This window comes from Flavobacterium sp. NRK F10, from assembly GCF_024054235.1.
In the GTDB taxonomy this organism is placed as follows: domain Bacteria; phylum Bacteroidota; class Bacteroidia; order Flavobacteriales; family Flavobacteriaceae; genus Flavobacterium; species Flavobacterium sediminis.
Genome location: NZ_JAMXLC010000001.1, coordinates 2,384,526 through 2,399,158 on the forward strand (window position 1 = coordinate 2,384,526; position 14,633 = coordinate 2,399,158).

Consider the following 14,633-nt stretch of genomic DNA (forward strand, 5'->3'; position numbering starts at 1 on the left):
AAAAGAATTTTATCTTTTTTACAAAAAAATAGTAGTCAATACGAAGAAAGAAAATAAACTAACTTTCCTGGTTATTTTTAAAGATGTGTTGATTATTTTTAAAAGGAAGTATAAATTACATAGTGTTTCTGACACGAAAATTACTTTTTTAAATCAAAAATTTGTCCATTGATGATTGCTAATCAGACTCAAAGATTAAATTTTGCTTCTACAAAGAACATTCCTAATTATCCTGACTTTTTGGATATTCAGGTGAAATCGTTTAAGGATTTTTTCCAATTAGAAACGAAATCAGATGAAAGAAGTAATGAAGGTCTTTATAATACCTTCATGGAAAATTTTCCAATTACGGATACGAGAAATCAATTCGTATTAGAATTCCTAGATTATTTTATCGATCCACCCCGTTATACAATAGAAGAGTGTATTGATAGAGGTTTAACGTACAGTGTACCTCTAAAGGCTAGATTGAAATTGTATTGTACAGATCCTGAACATGAAGATTTCGAAACTATTGTTCAAGATGTATATTTAGGAACTATTCCTTACATGACTCCAAGCGGTACTTTCGTTATTAATGGAGCTGAAAGGGTTGTAGTTTCTCAGTTACATAGATCTCCTGGTGTGTTCTTTGGACAATCGTTCCATGCAAACGGAACAAAATTATATTCTGCCAGAATTATTCCTTTTAAAGGTTCTTGGATCGAATTCGCTACAGACATTAACAGTGTAATGTATGCTTATATCGATAGAAAGAAAAAGTTACCGGTTACCACTCTTTTCCGTGCTATCGGTTTTGAAAGAGATAAAGATATTTTAGAAATTTTTGACCTTGCAGAAGAAATCAAAGTTTCTAAATCAGGGATCAAGAAATACATCGGAAGAAAACTTGCTGCACGTGTATTGAATACATGGCATGAAGATTTCGTTGATGAAGATACAGGGGAAGTAGTATCTATCGAACGTAATGAGATCATTTTAGATCGTGATACTATCTTAGATAAAGATAACGTTGAAGAAATTATTGAAGCTGATGTAAAAACAATCCTTTTACACAAAGAGGATAACAATGCAGCAGACTATACTATTATCCATAATACGTTACAAAAAGACCCTACAAACTCAGAAAAAGAAGCCGTAGAACACATCTATCGTCAGTTGCGTAATGCAGAACCGCCTGATGAAGAAACTGCTCGAGGCATTATCGATAAATTGTTCTTTTCTGACCAACGTTATAACTTAGGTGATGTAGGTCGTTACCGAATGAACAAAAAATTAGGCTTGGATATCCCGATGGATAAACAAGTTTTAACGAAAGAAGATATCATTACTATCGTTAAATATTTGATTGAGTTGATTAACTCAAAAGCAGAGATTGATGATATCGATCACTTATCGAATCGTCGTGTAAGAACAGTTGGGGAACAACTTTCTGCACAATTCGGTGTAGGTTTAGCCCGTATGGCACGTACTATTCGTGAACGTATGAATGTTCGTGACAATGAGGTGTTTACTCCGATCGATTTGATCAATGCGAAAACATTATCTTCAGTAATTAACTCGTTCTTCGGAACAAACCAGTTATCTCAGTTCATGGATCAAACGAATCCGTTAGCAGAGATTACACACAAACGTCGTTTGTCTGCTTTAGGACCCGGAGGTTTATCCAGAGAAAGAGCAGGTTTCGAGGTTCGTGACGTTCACTATACGCATTACGGGCGTTTATGTCCGATTGAAACTCCAGAGGGACCAAACATTGGTTTGATTTCATCTTTAGGGGTTTATGCTAAAGTAAACGGAATGGGATTCATTGAAACTCCTTATCGTAAAGTTGAAGACGGTGTTGTTGATTTGAAAAATGAACCAATTTATTTGAGCGCTGAAGAAGAAGAAGGTAAGATGATTGCGCAAGCAAATATCGAAATGGATGAGAACGGAAAAATTACAGCAGAAAGAGTAATTGCCCGTGAAGAAGGTGATTTCCCTGTTGTAGAGCCTAATGTAGTGAATTATACAGACGTTGCTCCGAACCAGATTGCTTCTATTTCGGCTTCATTGATTCCTTTCTTGGAGCATGATGATGCGAACCGTGCGTTGATGGGATCAAACATGATGCGTCAGGCAGTTCCTTTATTGCGTCCGGAATCACCAATCGTTGGTACAGGTCTTGAACGTCAGGTTGCTTCTGATTCAAGAGTATTGATTAATGCTGAAGGAGCTGGATTGGTTACTTATGTTGATGCAAACAAGATTACCATTAAATACGATAGAACCGACGAAGAAAGAATGGTAAGTTTTGACGAAGATGAAAAAACATATCAGTTGATCAAATTCAGAAAGACAAACCAAAGTACTTCGATCAACTTAAAACCGATCGTTAGAAAAGGGGATCGTGTAAATAAAGGTCAGGTTCTTTGTGAAGGATATGCAACGCAGAACGGAGAGTTAGCGCTAGGTAGAAACTTACAAGTAGCGTTCATGCCTTGGAAAGGGTACAACTTCGAGGATGCGATTGTGATTTCTGAAAAAGTAGTTCGTGACGATATCTTTACATCAATTCACGTAGACGATTATTCATTAGAAGTTCGTGATACTAAATTAGGTAACGAAGAGTTAACAAATGATATTCCGAATGTTTCTGAAGAAGCTACTAAAGACTTGGATGAAAACGGAATGATCCGTATCGGAGCTGAAGTAAAACCTGGTGATATACTGATCGGTAAGATCACACCGAAAGGAGAATCAGATCCTACTCCGGAAGAAAAACTATTACGTGCTATCTTCGGTGATAAAGCAGGAGATGTGAAAGATGCTTCATTAAAAGCTTCTCCGTCATTACGTGGTGTTGTTTTAGATAAAAAATTGTTTGCTAAAGCAGTAAAAGATAAACGTAAGCGTTCAAAAGATAAAGAAGATATCGATAAACTTGATGTAGAATTTGAAGTAAGATACAACGAGTTAAAAGATAAATTAATTGATAAATTGTTCTTGATCGTTGATGGTAAAACATCTCAGGGAGTATTGAACGATTTAGGTGAAGAAGTATTACCAAAAGGTAAGAAATTTACTAAAAAAATGTTACAGTCAGTTGATGATTTTGCTCATTTAACGAAAGGGCAATGGACAACTGATGATACAACAAATAAAATGGTAAATGATTTAGTTCACAACTACAAAATCAAATTGAACGATTTACAAGGTTGGTTGAGAAGAGAGAAATTTACTATTACAGTTGGAGATGAGTTACCATCAGGAATTTTAAAATTAGCTAAAGTTTATATTGCTAAAAAACGTAAACTAAGAGTAGGAGATAAAATGGCGGGTCGTCACGGTAACAAAGGTATTGTGGCAAAAATCGTTCGTCAGGAAGATATGCCTTTCTTAGAAGACGGAACTCCTGTTGATATTGTATTGAATCCACTAGGTGTACCATCTCGTATGAACATCGGACAGATCTATGAAACTGTTTTAGGATGGGCAGGTTTAAAATTAGGTAAAAAATTCGCAACACCTATTTTTGATGGTGCAACGTTAGATGAAATTAATGCATTGACTGACGAAGCAGGAATCCCGAGATTCGGTCATACTTACCTTTACGATGGAGGTACAGGTGAACGTTTCCACCAACCGGCAACAGTAGGTGTGATCTATATGTTGAAATTAGGTCACATGGTTGATGATAAAATGCACGCACGTTCTATCGGACCATACTCATTGATTACGCAACAACCATTAGGAGGTAAAGCTCAATTCGGTGGTCAGCGTTTCGGAGAGATGGAGGTATGGGCTCTTGAAGCATACGGTGCTTCAAGTACCTTGAGAGAAATCTTAACGGTGAAATCTGATGACGTGATGGGTAGAGCTAAAACTTACGAAGCAATCGTTAAGGGTGAAACAATGCCTGAACCAGGATTACCGGAGTCATTCAACGTATTGATGCATGAACTTAAAGGTCTTGGATTAGACATCAGATTAGAGGAATAATTTCAAGGGAGTGTGAAAGCACTCCCCTTTATAACGTTTAACGTTTTTTACAAAATCGATAGCATTCATATCATGACAAGATTAAAAGATAAAAACACCGTTAAAAGATTTAACAGAATTACGATAGGCTTGGCTTCTCCGGAATCTATTTTAGCCGAATCCAGAGGTGAGGTTTTAAAACCTGAAACAATTAACTATCGTACTCACAAACCAGAAAGAGATGGTCTTTTCTGTGAGCGAATTTTCGGTCCGGTAAAAGACTATGAATGTGCCTGCGGGAAATATAAAAGAATCCGTTACAAAGGAATCGTTTGTGACCGTTGTGGTGTTGAAGTAACAGAGAAAAAAGTACGTAGAGATCGTGTAGGACACATTAATTTAGTGGTGCCTATCGCTCATATTTGGTATTTCCGTTCATTACCGAATAAAATCGGTTACCTTTTAGGATTGCCGTCTAAGAAATTAGATATGATTATTTACTACGAAAGATATGTAGTAATTCAACCGGGTATTGCTAAAGGTCCTGATGGAGAGACCTTAAATAGATTAGATTTCTTAACAGAAGAGGAGTACTTGAATATTTTAGATACTCTTCCGATGGAGAACCAATATTTAGACGATAATGATCCGAACAAATTCGTAGCCAAAATGGGTGCGGAATGTATCATGGACTTATTATCAAGAATTGATTTAGATCAATTGTCATTCGATTTGCGTCATGCAGCGAATAATGAGACATCTAAACAACGTAAAACAGAGGCTTTAAAACGCCTTCAGGTAGTTGAGTCTTTCCGTGAGGCTAACCAAAACAGAGAGAATCGTCCGGAATGGATGATTTTAAAAGTAATTCCGGTTATTCCGCCTGAGTTACGTCCGTTAGTGCCACTAGACGGAGGACGTTTTGCTACTTCTGACTTGAATGACTTGTACCGTCGTGTAATTATCCGTAATAATCGTTTAAAACGATTGATGGAGATCAAAGCTCCGGAAGTAATCTTACGTAATGAAAAACGTATGTTACAGGAAGCCGTTGACTCTTTATTCGACAATACAAGAAAAGCTTCAGCTGTAAAAACAGAATCAAACAGACCATTAAAATCATTATCAGATTCATTAAAAGGTAAGCAAGGACGTTTCCGTCAAAACTTATTAGGTAAACGTGTGGATTATTCTGCTCGTTCAGTAATTGTTGTTGGACCTGAATTGAAAATGTATGAGTGTGGTTTGCCAAAAGATATGGCCGCCGAACTATACAAACCTTTCGTAATTCGTAAATTGATCGAAAGAGGTATCGTTAAAACAGTTAAATCAGCTAAGAAGATCATTGATAAAAAAGAGCCGGTAGTATGGGATATCTTAGAAAATGTAATTAAAGGTCATCCGGTATTACTAAACCGTGCTCCTACGCTTCACCGTTTAGGTATTCAAGCGTTCCAGCCAAAATTGATTGAAGGTAAAGCTATTCAGTTACACCCGTTAACCTGTACGGCATTTAATGCCGATTTTGACGGTGACCAGATGGCGGTACACTTACCATTAGGACCTGAAGCTATTTTGGAAGCACAGTTGTTAATGTTAGCTTCTCATAATATCTTGAACCCTGCTAACGGTGCTCCTATTACAGTACCGTCTCAGGATATGGTTCTTGGATTGTATTATATGACCAAAGAAAGACTTTCGAGCCCTGAAAATCCGATTAGAGGAGAAGGACAAACGTTCTATTCAGTTGAGGAAGTTCATATTGCTATCAATGAAGGGAAGTTAGATCTAAATGCTCGTGTTAAAGTAAGAGCTAAAGATTTTAATGAAAACGGAGAATTGACATATCAAATTATCCAGACTACTGCAGGTAGAGTATTGTTTAATGAAGTGGTTCCGGAACAAGCCGGTTACATCAATGAAGTATTAACTAAAAAATCACTACGTGATATTATTGGTAATATTTTAGGTGTAACAGATGTTCCTACAACAGCTGCTTTCTTAGATGATATTAAAAATATGGGATATCGTTTTGCATTCCAAGGAGGATTATCATTCTCATTGGGTGATATTAAGATTCCTGATCGTAAACAACAATTGATTGCTGATGCAAACGAACAAGTTGCCGGAATTACCATGAACTATAACATGGGACTTATTACCAACAACGAACGTTACAATCAGGTAATTGATGTTTGGACTTCGACAAATGCATTGTTAACAGAATTAGCAATGAAAAACATTCGCGAAGACCAACAAGGATTTAACTCAGTATTCATGATGTTGGATTCTGGAGCGAGGGGTTCAAAAGAACAGATTCGTCAGTTAACCGGTATGCGTGGTTTGATGGCTAAGCCTAAAAAATCAACTGCCGGAGGTGGTGAAATTATTGAAAACCCGATCCTTTCCAACTTTAAGGAAGGTCTTTCGATCTTAGAATACTTTATTTCTACGCACGGTGCGCGTAAAGGTCTTGCCGATACCGCGTTAAAAACAGCCGATGCCGGATATTTAACAAGAAGGTTGCATGATGTTTCACAAGATGTAATTGTTAATTCAGTTGACTGTGGTACATTGAGAGGTATTGAGGTAACAGCTCTTAAGAAAAATGAAGAAATTGTAGAAACTCTTGGAGAGAGAATCTTAGGACGTGTTGCATTGAATGATGTAGTGGATCCTTTAACTTCGGAAGTTATTGTTCCTGCAGGTGAAGAAATCACCGAAGCAGTGATCAAAAGAATTGATGCTTCTCCTTTAGAAAGCGTAGAAGTTCGTTCGCCATTGACTTGTGAGGCTGGAAAAGGTATCTGTGCAAAATGTTATGGTAGAAACCTGGCAACAGGAAAAATGACTCAGAAAGGTGAAGCTGTTGGTGTAATTGCTGCACAATCGATCGGTGAGCCAGGTACTCAGTTAACCCTACGTACATTCCACGTTGGAGGGGTAGCAGGAGGTTTATCTGAAGAGTCAAGTATCATTACTAAGTTTGCCGGACGTTTAGAGATTGAAGATCTTAAAACAGTTAAAGGAGAAGATAACGAAGGAAATATTGTGGATATCGTAATCTCTCGTTCTACTGAATTAAAATTAGTAGATGCTAAAACTGGCATTGTATTAAATACGCACCATATACCTTATGGTTCTTATATTTTTGCAAATGATGGTGATGTAGTCGAAAAAGGAACGGTAATTTGTAAATGGGATCCTTATAATGGTGTGATCATCTCTGAATTTACAGGTAAAGTTGAATATGAAGATATTAAGCAAGGTGAAAGTTTCTTAGTAGAGATTGATGAGCAAACAGGTTTCCAGGAAAAAGTTATTTCTGAAGCTCGTAATAAAAAATTAATCCCTACTCTACATATTTACGGTAAAGACGGAGAATTGATCCGTTCTTACAACTTACCGGTAGGTGCCCACTTGATGGTTGATGACGGAGAAAAAATTAAGGCAGGTAAGATCTTAGTTAAAATTCCTCGTCGTTCTTCTAAAGCAGGAGATATTACAGGAGGTTTACCAAGAATTACAGAGTTGTTAGAGGCTCGTAACCCATCTAACCCAGCTGTTGTTTCTGAGATTGATGGTGTTGTTACTTTCGGTAAGATCAAGAGAGGTAATCGTGAGATCGCTATCGAGTCTAAATTTGGTGAAGTGAAGAAATATTTAGTTAAGCTTTCGAACCAAATCTTAGTTCAGGAGAACGACTTCGTAAAAGCAGGAATGCCATTATCAGACGGAGCTATTACTCCGGAAGATATCTTGAGAATTAAAGGACCTTCAGCTGTTCAGCAGTATTTGGTTAATGAAATTCAAGAGGTATACCGTTTACAAGGGGTAAAAATCAACGATAAACACTTTGAAGTAGTGATTCGTCAAATGATGCGTAAAGTTAGAATTGAAGATCCGGGAGATACTTTATTCTTAGAAGATCAATTAGCGCATACTTCAGATTTTATTACTGAAAATGACAAATTATACGGAATGAAAGTGATTGAAGATGCAGGTGATTCTGATACACTAAAAGCAGGTCAGATCGTAACACCTCGTCAATTACGTGATGAAAACTCATTGTTAAAACGTAGTGATAAAAACTTAGTAGTAGCACGTGATGTTATTCCGGCAACGGCAACTCCGGTACTACAAGGTATTACAAGAGCATCATTACAAACGAAATCTTTCATTTCTGCAGCTTCCTTCCAGGAAACTACAAAAGTGTTGAACGAGGCTGCTGTAGCAGGTAAAGTTGATACTCTTGAAGGATTGAAAGAAAATGTAATCGTTGGTCACAGAATTCCGGCCGGTACAGGTATGAGAGAATACGATAACATTATTGTAGGTTCTAAAGAGGAATATAGTGAATTAATGGCTGCTAAAGAAGAATTTAATTTCTAAATTAAAGCATGTAAATAACAAAAACCTAACAGATTTCTGTTAGGTTTTTTTAACTTTATACCTATGGAAAATAACAATAACAACCCACAACAAGGTCAGATCAATATTGAGTTGGATGAAAAAACCGCTGAAGGTATTTATTCTAACTTAGCGATTATCAATCATTCAAATAGTGAATTTGTAGTTGATTTTGTGTCTATTATGCCAGGTGTTCCTAAAGCAAAAGTGAAGTCGCGTATTGTGTTAACACCACAGCATGCAAAAAGACTTCTGAAAGCTTTAGCTGAGAATGTGAGACGCTTTGAAGCGCAACACGGAGAAATAAAAGAAGGTGAAACACCTAATATTCCACTGAATTTCGGGCCAACAGGTCAAGCTTAAGAAATAGTAAAAAAGTCTCGTTTATTTATAACGAGACTTTTTTATTTTTGAGAAAAATTTTTTGTTATGCAATTGATTAAAGCAGATTCTGATCATTTAGAGGTCATTGATGATTTGGCATGCCAAATCTGGCCTGTGGCTTACAAAGATATTCTGAGTTCGGAACAACTTCAGTATATGCTCAATAAATTTTATGCTAAAGAAGCGCTCTCTGAACAAATGAAACACAATCATGTTTTTTACTTGGCTCAAAACGAAGAAGGTAAATATGTAGGCTTTGTTTCGTATGAGATCAATTGTTCCCCTGATAGAACTAAAATACATAAGATTTATGTATTACCAGAGACACAAGGGACAGGAGTAGGGAAGTTGTTGTTTGAGAAAGTAAGAGAACTTGCTCTTGAAGCCAATCAGCAAGCTATTTATCTTAATGTGAATAAATACAACAAGGCAAAAGATTTTTATACCAAATTAGGCTTCAAAATTGTAAAAGACGAAGTAATTGATATCGGTTTGGGTTACGTAATGGACGATTATGTAATGGAAGTCACTTTTTAACGATTCCTTGTACCGTAATTTCTTTTACCCGAAAATCCTTTTTTATTGTTTGCCGGTAAACTGGCTTCTTCCGTTTTACTGGACGGTTCAATTAATTTATTTAAAGCATCAAGTTCTTTTTTCGTTAATTCACGATATTTACCTACAGGAACATCAAGTGAAATATTAATAATACGAATACGTTTTAAAGCGGTTACTTCATAATCCAGATATTCACACATTCTACGAATTTGACGATTTAAACCTTGAGTTAAGATGATACGGAAAACATATTTACTGATCTGTTCTACTTTGCATTTTCGGGTAATGGTATCTAAAATAGGAACACCATTGCTCATGCGTTGGATAAAACGTTCGGTGATAGGTTTGCTTACCGTAACAATATATTCTTTTTCGTGGTTGTTGCGCGCACGAAGAATTTTATTAACAATATCACCATCGTTTGTCATTAACAGCAAACCTTCACTGGCTTTGTCTAAACGACCAATAGGAAAAATACGTTCCGGATAATTAATATAATCCACAACATTGCCCTTAACACTTTGGTTGGTAGTGCATTCTATACCAACAGGTTTATGGAATAATAGATAAACAAATCCTTCTTTTTTTTCGTTGATTAATTTGCCATTAACACGTACTTCATCATCCGGACCAACCTTGGTTCCCATTTCAGGAATTTCTCCGTTAATAGTAACCCGACCTTGTTCAATTAATTTATCGGCTTCACGACGCGAACAAAATCCACTTTCCGATAAAAATTTATTAATACGTGTTTTGTTTTCTTCCATAATGCAAAGATAAACTTTTACCAGTTATGAATACGTTTAATTTTGAAGCTAGAAAAAGGTATAAAGTGCTTGTTTTTGATTATTTTAGAGGAAAAATTAATAAAAACTATAAATGAAAAATTTTCTAAAGATGTTTATACTATTACTATTAGTGTTGCTTAATTTTTCATGTATAGAGAAAAAAATAGCTGAAATTGAACCAATAAATAGTGAAGTTTTAAACACTTTAAAATCAGATAGCCTTCAATTTACTTCAGGAATACGTGTTATTTTACAAGACAGAAAAGGCAATTATTGGTTGGGAAGTCATACCGAAGGAGTTTGTAAGTTTAATGGAAAAACATTTGAATATTTTACAATCAAAGAAGGTTTGCCAGATAATCAGGTACGCTCTATTCAAGAAGATTCAAATGGAACTATATGGTTTGAAACCGCGAACGGACCTTGTAGTTATGATGGAAAAACCATTGCGACTTATCCAAAGGAAGAGATTAGAAACACAAACAGCAAATGGATTAAAACAAAAGATGATCTTTGGTTTACTGCGGGTAATACAGATGGTGTTTATCGATATGATGGTCAACAAATATATTTCTTATTGTTTCCGTTTCCAAGGCCTGAAAATACTGGAGGTAATAATGTAGTAACAAGCCATGCAACAGGAAAAAATAATACAGAATGGATTGCAAGTTATACTGGAGTTTATGGCTACAATGGTATCCAATTTACTATAATGGATGATGCATCTTTAGGTTTGAATATGGAAAATGGGATGTTGCACGTGAGAAGTGTTTTAGAAGATTCTAAAGGTAGATTGTGGATAGGCAATAATGGAATAGGAGTTTTGTTAAAAGAAGGGAATACGACTATTAATTTTTCTGAAAAACAAAATTTAATACATCCTGAAAGCAAAAGAAGCGGTGCTAAATCTCCGGCAGGAACACTAGAACATGTTTTTGCAATTGAAGAAGATAGCGAAGGAAATATTTGGTTTGGCGATAGAGATACTGGAGCGTGGAAATTTGACGGAACAATCATGACAAATTATGAAATAGACAATAGGCTTTCTTCATCCATGATTTGGTGTATTTATAAAGATAATGCCAATAACTTACTCTTTGGAATGGCAAATGCAGGTGTCTATAAATTTAATGGAAAGACTTTTGAGAAAGTTTTTTAAAACAAGGGCTCCCACATCATTTATTTATATATTTTTGTTTTCATATTATAGGAAGAATACAAAAAAGACAGCCTGTTTCCAAACTGCCTTTTTAATTAGTAATATGTAGAAATTGTTATTTTTTTAAGTCGAAACGGTCTAAGTTCATGACTTTAACCCAAGCAGAAACAAAATCTTTCACAAATTTTTCTTTCGCATCTGAACTTGCGTAAACTTCTGCTAAAGCTCTTAGCTCAGAATTAGAACCAAAGATTAAATCTGCACGAGTTGCTGTGTATTTAGCGGCTCCGGTTTTACGATCTTTTCCTTGAAAAAATTCTTTTTTCTCATCAATGGCAGTCCATTCAGTATCCATGCTTAATAGATTTACAAAGAAATCATTCGTCAAAGCACCTGGTTGGTCCGTAAAAATGCCATATTTTGAATGGTCGTAATTGGCATCTAATACACGTAATCCACCTACTAAAACCGTTAATTCCGGTGCGGTTAGAGTTAGTAATTCGGCCTTGTCAATTAATAATTCTTCCGATTTTGCCGGATGATTTGCATGTAAGTAGTTTCGGAAACCATCAGCAATAGGTTCAAGTACAGCAAATGATTTGATATCGGTTTGCTCTTGAGTAGCGTCAACACGACCGGCTGTAAATGGAACGACAATAGTAAAACCTGCTTTTTTAGCGGCATCTTCAACGGCTGCTGAACCTCCTAAAACGATTAGATCAGCCATAGATACTTTCTTTTTACCGGCCTTAGCATTAAAGTCAGCTTGTATTTTTTCTAATGTAGCCAGTACTTTTTTAAGTTGAGTAGGATTATTAGCTTCCCAATTCACTTGTGGTTCTAAGCGAATGCGAGCTCCATTGGCACCACCTCTGTAATCTGAACCACGGAAAGAGGCTGCTGAAGCCCAAGCGGTAGAAACTAATTCAGAAGAGGTTAATCCCGAGTTTAAGATCATTTTTTTAAGATTGGTAATATCTGTCGAATTAATTTGATCATAATCCGCTTCCGGAAGAGGATCCTGCCAAATAAAATCCTGTGTTGGTACTTCCGGACCAATATATCTTGTTTTAGGACCTAAATCACGGTGAGTTAATTTAAACCAAGCACGGGCAAAAGCTTTGGTAAACTCTTCAGGATGGTCTAAGAATCGTTTAGAGATTTTGTTGTAGATGGGATCTTCACGTAGGGATAGATCTGTGGTCAACATAGTTGGTTTATGCTTTTTGTTTTTATCAAAAGCATCGGGAACCATAGCTTTCGGATCTTTTGCTACCCACTGATAGGCTCCGGCTGGACTTTTAGTAAGTTCCCATTCATTTCCGAATAAAGATTTAAAGAATCCATGTGTGTATTGAACAGGATTGGTTGTCCAGGTTACCTCTAAGCCGGAAGTAATGGCATCAGTACCTTTTCCTGTTTTATAAGAGCTTTTCCAGCCTAAACCTTGAGCTTCAATATCGGCTGCTTCTGGAGCTTTTCCAACATGAGTTGCCGATCCGGCACCATGTGTCTTTCCAAAAGAGTGTCCTCCGGCAATTAGAGCGACAGTTTCTTCGTCATCCATTCCCATTCTTGCAAAGGTAGCACGAATAGCCAGTGCTGCATTTTTAGGATCGTGGTTAGCGTTTGGTCCTTCCGGATTAACATAAATAAGCCCCATTTCAGTAGCTGATAAAGCGTTGGCTAAATGTTCCGGATTGCGATGCTCTTCTACCCATTTTTTTTCTTCCCCCCAGTTAACCGTTTGAGGTTCCCATGTATCTGCACGTCCACCTGCAAAACCGATAGTAGGGAATCCCATATCTTCTAGCGCTACATTACCGGCAAGGATCATAAGGTCGGCCCAAGAGATTTTTTGTCCGTATTTTAGTTTTACAGGTTGTAATAAGCGTCTGGCTTTATCAAGGTTACCGTTATCTGGCCAGGAATTTAACGGAGCATAGCGCTGTTGTCCTTCGCCACCTCCGCCACGTCCGTCACCTGTACGATAGGTTCCGGCTGAGTGCCACGCCATACGAATAAAAAAAGGACCATAGTGTCCATAGTCAGCAGGCCACCATTCCTGAGAATCAGTCAAGACTTTGCGTATGTCTTCTTTTAATGCAAAATAATCTAAAGTGCTAAACTCTTTTGTATAGTCAAATTCGTCTCCTAACGGATTGGATAAACTGGAATTAGCACGGAGTGTGCTTAGGTCTAATTGGTTCGGCCACCAATCTTTATTGGTAGTGGCACTGCTTTTTTCCATTTCTTTTTTTGGTTTACTTCCGAAACCAAAAGGACAGCTTTCCGCTTCTGCGTTGCTTTCTTCTGCTTTGTTGTTACAGCTAAGTAGTACCAATAAACCAGCTGATAAGATTATTTTTTTCATTTCAAATATATTATGATGTTAGATTTTTCAAATATATCTGACTTTTGTTTTATTAAATCTTAGGTTTTATATTGAGTTTTTATGATGTAATAAATAAAATCAATAGTAATTTTGTTTTCTATAGATGAAATAATTAAGGCGTTTGTTACTTTTAAAAAGACAAAAAAAATCCCGATTGGTTTTCAATCGGGATTTTATCTCTATAATTTACCAGTTCTTATAACTTAGCAAATAAGTTTTCCATATCTTGTTTAACTTCTTCAGCAAGGAAACTATCAATTAAGATACGTCCGCTATGTTCATCAGTAATGATCTTTTTACGCCCGGCAATTTCCATTTGTGTTTGCGGAGGAATTGTAAAGAAAGACCCGGCAGAAGCTCCTCTTTCAATAGAAACAACAGCTAATCCGTTGCGAACGCTTCCTCTGATTCTTTTATAAGCAGTTAATAAGCGACCTTCAATCTGTTTTTGTAATTCTTCAGACTTTTCTATTAAGAAGTTTTCTTCTTTTTCAGTCTCAGACATAATGTCGTTTAACTCAGCTTTTTTGTGCTTTAAGTGTGTTTGTTTTGCTTCTAACTTCTCTTTAGTTTGAGAAACAACTTCTTTCTTATGTTCGATGGAAGCTTTCATTTCTTTGATATGCTTTTCAGCTAATTGGATTTCAAGCTCCTGAAATTCGATCTCTTTAGTTAAAGAGTTGTATTCTCTGTTGTTACGAACATTTTTTTGCTGTTCCTGATATTTTTTTATGGTACTTTTGTGCTCGTCTATTGCATTTTTCTTTTCTTTAATTTGAGCATCAATGGATTCTAAATCACTTTTGAATTTTTCTAAACGAGTGGTAAGACCTGCAACTTCGTCTTCTAAATCCTCTACTTCTAAAGGTAATTCTCCTCTAACGCTTCTGATTTCGTCTATTTTAGAATCAACAAGTTGTAAACTGTAAAGCGCTCTTAATTTGTCTTCTACACTTAGTTCTTTTGTGTTTGCCAT

Annotated in this window: 8 protein-coding genes; 5 read left to right on the forward strand and 3 right to left on the reverse strand. The window is 36.4% G+C overall.

Annotated elements, in window-relative coordinates; translation table 11 throughout:
• The first annotated feature begins 171 nt into the window (after positions 1–171).
• The 4 genes from rpoB to NHF50_RS10760 all read left to right on the forward strand — a co-directional run bounded on the left by rpoB (position 172) and on the right by NHF50_RS10760 (position 9,294).
• The gene (gene rpoB, locus NHF50_RS10745) at positions 172–3,984 is read left to right on the forward strand and encodes a DNA-directed RNA polymerase subunit beta (protein WP_109569661.1); all 3,813 of its coding nucleotides are present in this window, start codon (positions 172–174) and stop codon (positions 3,982–3,984) included.
• 72 nt (positions 3,985–4,056) lie between these two features.
• Entirely contained in the window at positions 4,057–8,355 is a 4,299-nt protein-coding gene (rpoC, locus tag NHF50_RS10750) for a DNA-directed RNA polymerase subunit beta' (protein ID WP_252776378.1), read from the forward strand.
• Positions 8,356–8,418: 63 nt separating this feature from the next.
• A complete protein-coding gene (locus NHF50_RS10755; protein ID WP_109569662.1) occupies positions 8,419–8,736 on the forward strand; it encodes a DUF3467 domain-containing protein in 318 nt (105 codons plus the stop codon).
• Between the two features lie 66 nt (positions 8,737–8,802).
• Positions 8,803–9,294 carry a GNAT family N-acetyltransferase gene (locus NHF50_RS10760; RefSeq protein ID WP_109569663.1) on the forward strand — a complete coding sequence of 164 codons (492 nt, stop codon included), beginning with the start codon at positions 8,803–8,805 and terminating at the stop codon, positions 9,292–9,294.
• Here NHF50_RS10760 and rluF read toward each other — a convergent pair.
• The gene (gene rluF / locus NHF50_RS10765; protein WP_109569664.1) at positions 9,291–10,082 is read right to left on the reverse strand and encodes a 23S rRNA pseudouridine(2604) synthase RluF; all 792 of its coding nucleotides are present in this window, start codon (positions 10,080–10,082) and stop codon (positions 9,291–9,293) included. The two genes, NHF50_RS10760 and rluF, sit on opposite strands and share 4 nt — an antisense overlap.
• Before the next feature lie 112 nt (positions 10,083–10,194).
• Between rluF and NHF50_RS10770 the strand changes: the two genes are divergently transcribed.
• Positions 10,195–11,262 (forward strand): two-component regulator propeller domain-containing protein, encoded by a 1,068-nt coding sequence (locus tag NHF50_RS10770; protein WP_252776381.1) that lies wholly within the window; start codon positions 10,195–10,197, stop codon positions 11,260–11,262.
• A 115-nt stretch (positions 11,263–11,377) separates the two neighbouring features.
• On the opposite strand, the gene katG is transcribed toward NHF50_RS10770, so the two are convergent.
• On the reverse strand, positions 11,378–13,636 hold the full coding sequence (katG, locus tag NHF50_RS10775; RefSeq protein ID WP_308219317.1) for a catalase/peroxidase HPI: 2,259 nt from the start codon (positions 13,634–13,636) through the stop codon (positions 11,378–11,380).
• Between the two features lie 217 nt (positions 13,637–13,853).
• Positions 13,854–14,633 carry a zinc ribbon domain-containing protein gene (locus NHF50_RS10780; RefSeq protein WP_109569667.1) on the reverse strand — a complete coding sequence of 260 codons (780 nt, stop codon included), beginning with the start codon at positions 14,631–14,633 and terminating at the stop codon, positions 13,854–13,856.

Excerpts from the sequence above, each read along its gene's own strand:
- rpoC (WP_252776378.1), top strand. The coding sequence starts at position 4,057 with ATGACAAGATTAAAAGATAAAAACACCGTTAAAAGATTTAACAGAATT.
- NHF50_RS10770 (WP_252776381.1), top strand. The coding sequence starts at position 10,195 with ATGAAAAATTTTCTAAAGATGTTTATACTATTACTATTAGTGTTGCTT.
- katG (WP_308219317.1), bottom strand. The coding sequence starts at position 13,636 with ATGAAAAAAATAATCTTATCAGCTGGTTTATTGGTACTACTTAGCTGT.
- NHF50_RS10755 (WP_109569662.1), top strand. The coding sequence starts at position 8,419 with ATGGAAAATAACAATAACAACCCACAACAAGGTCAGATCAATATTGAG.
- NHF50_RS10760 (WP_109569663.1), top strand. The coding sequence starts at position 8,803 with ATGCAATTGATTAAAGCAGATTCTGATCATTTAGAGGTCATTGATGAT.
- rpoB (WP_109569661.1), top strand. The coding sequence starts at position 172 with ATGATTGCTAATCAGACTCAAAGATTAAATTTTGCTTCTACAAAGAAC.
- rluF (WP_109569664.1), bottom strand. The coding sequence starts at position 10,082 with ATGGAAGAAAACAAAACACGTATTAATAAATTTTTATCGGAAAGTGGA.
- NHF50_RS10780 (WP_109569667.1), bottom strand. The coding sequence starts at position 14,633 with ATGGCAAACACAAAAGAACTAAGTGTAGAAGACAAATTAAGAGCGCTT.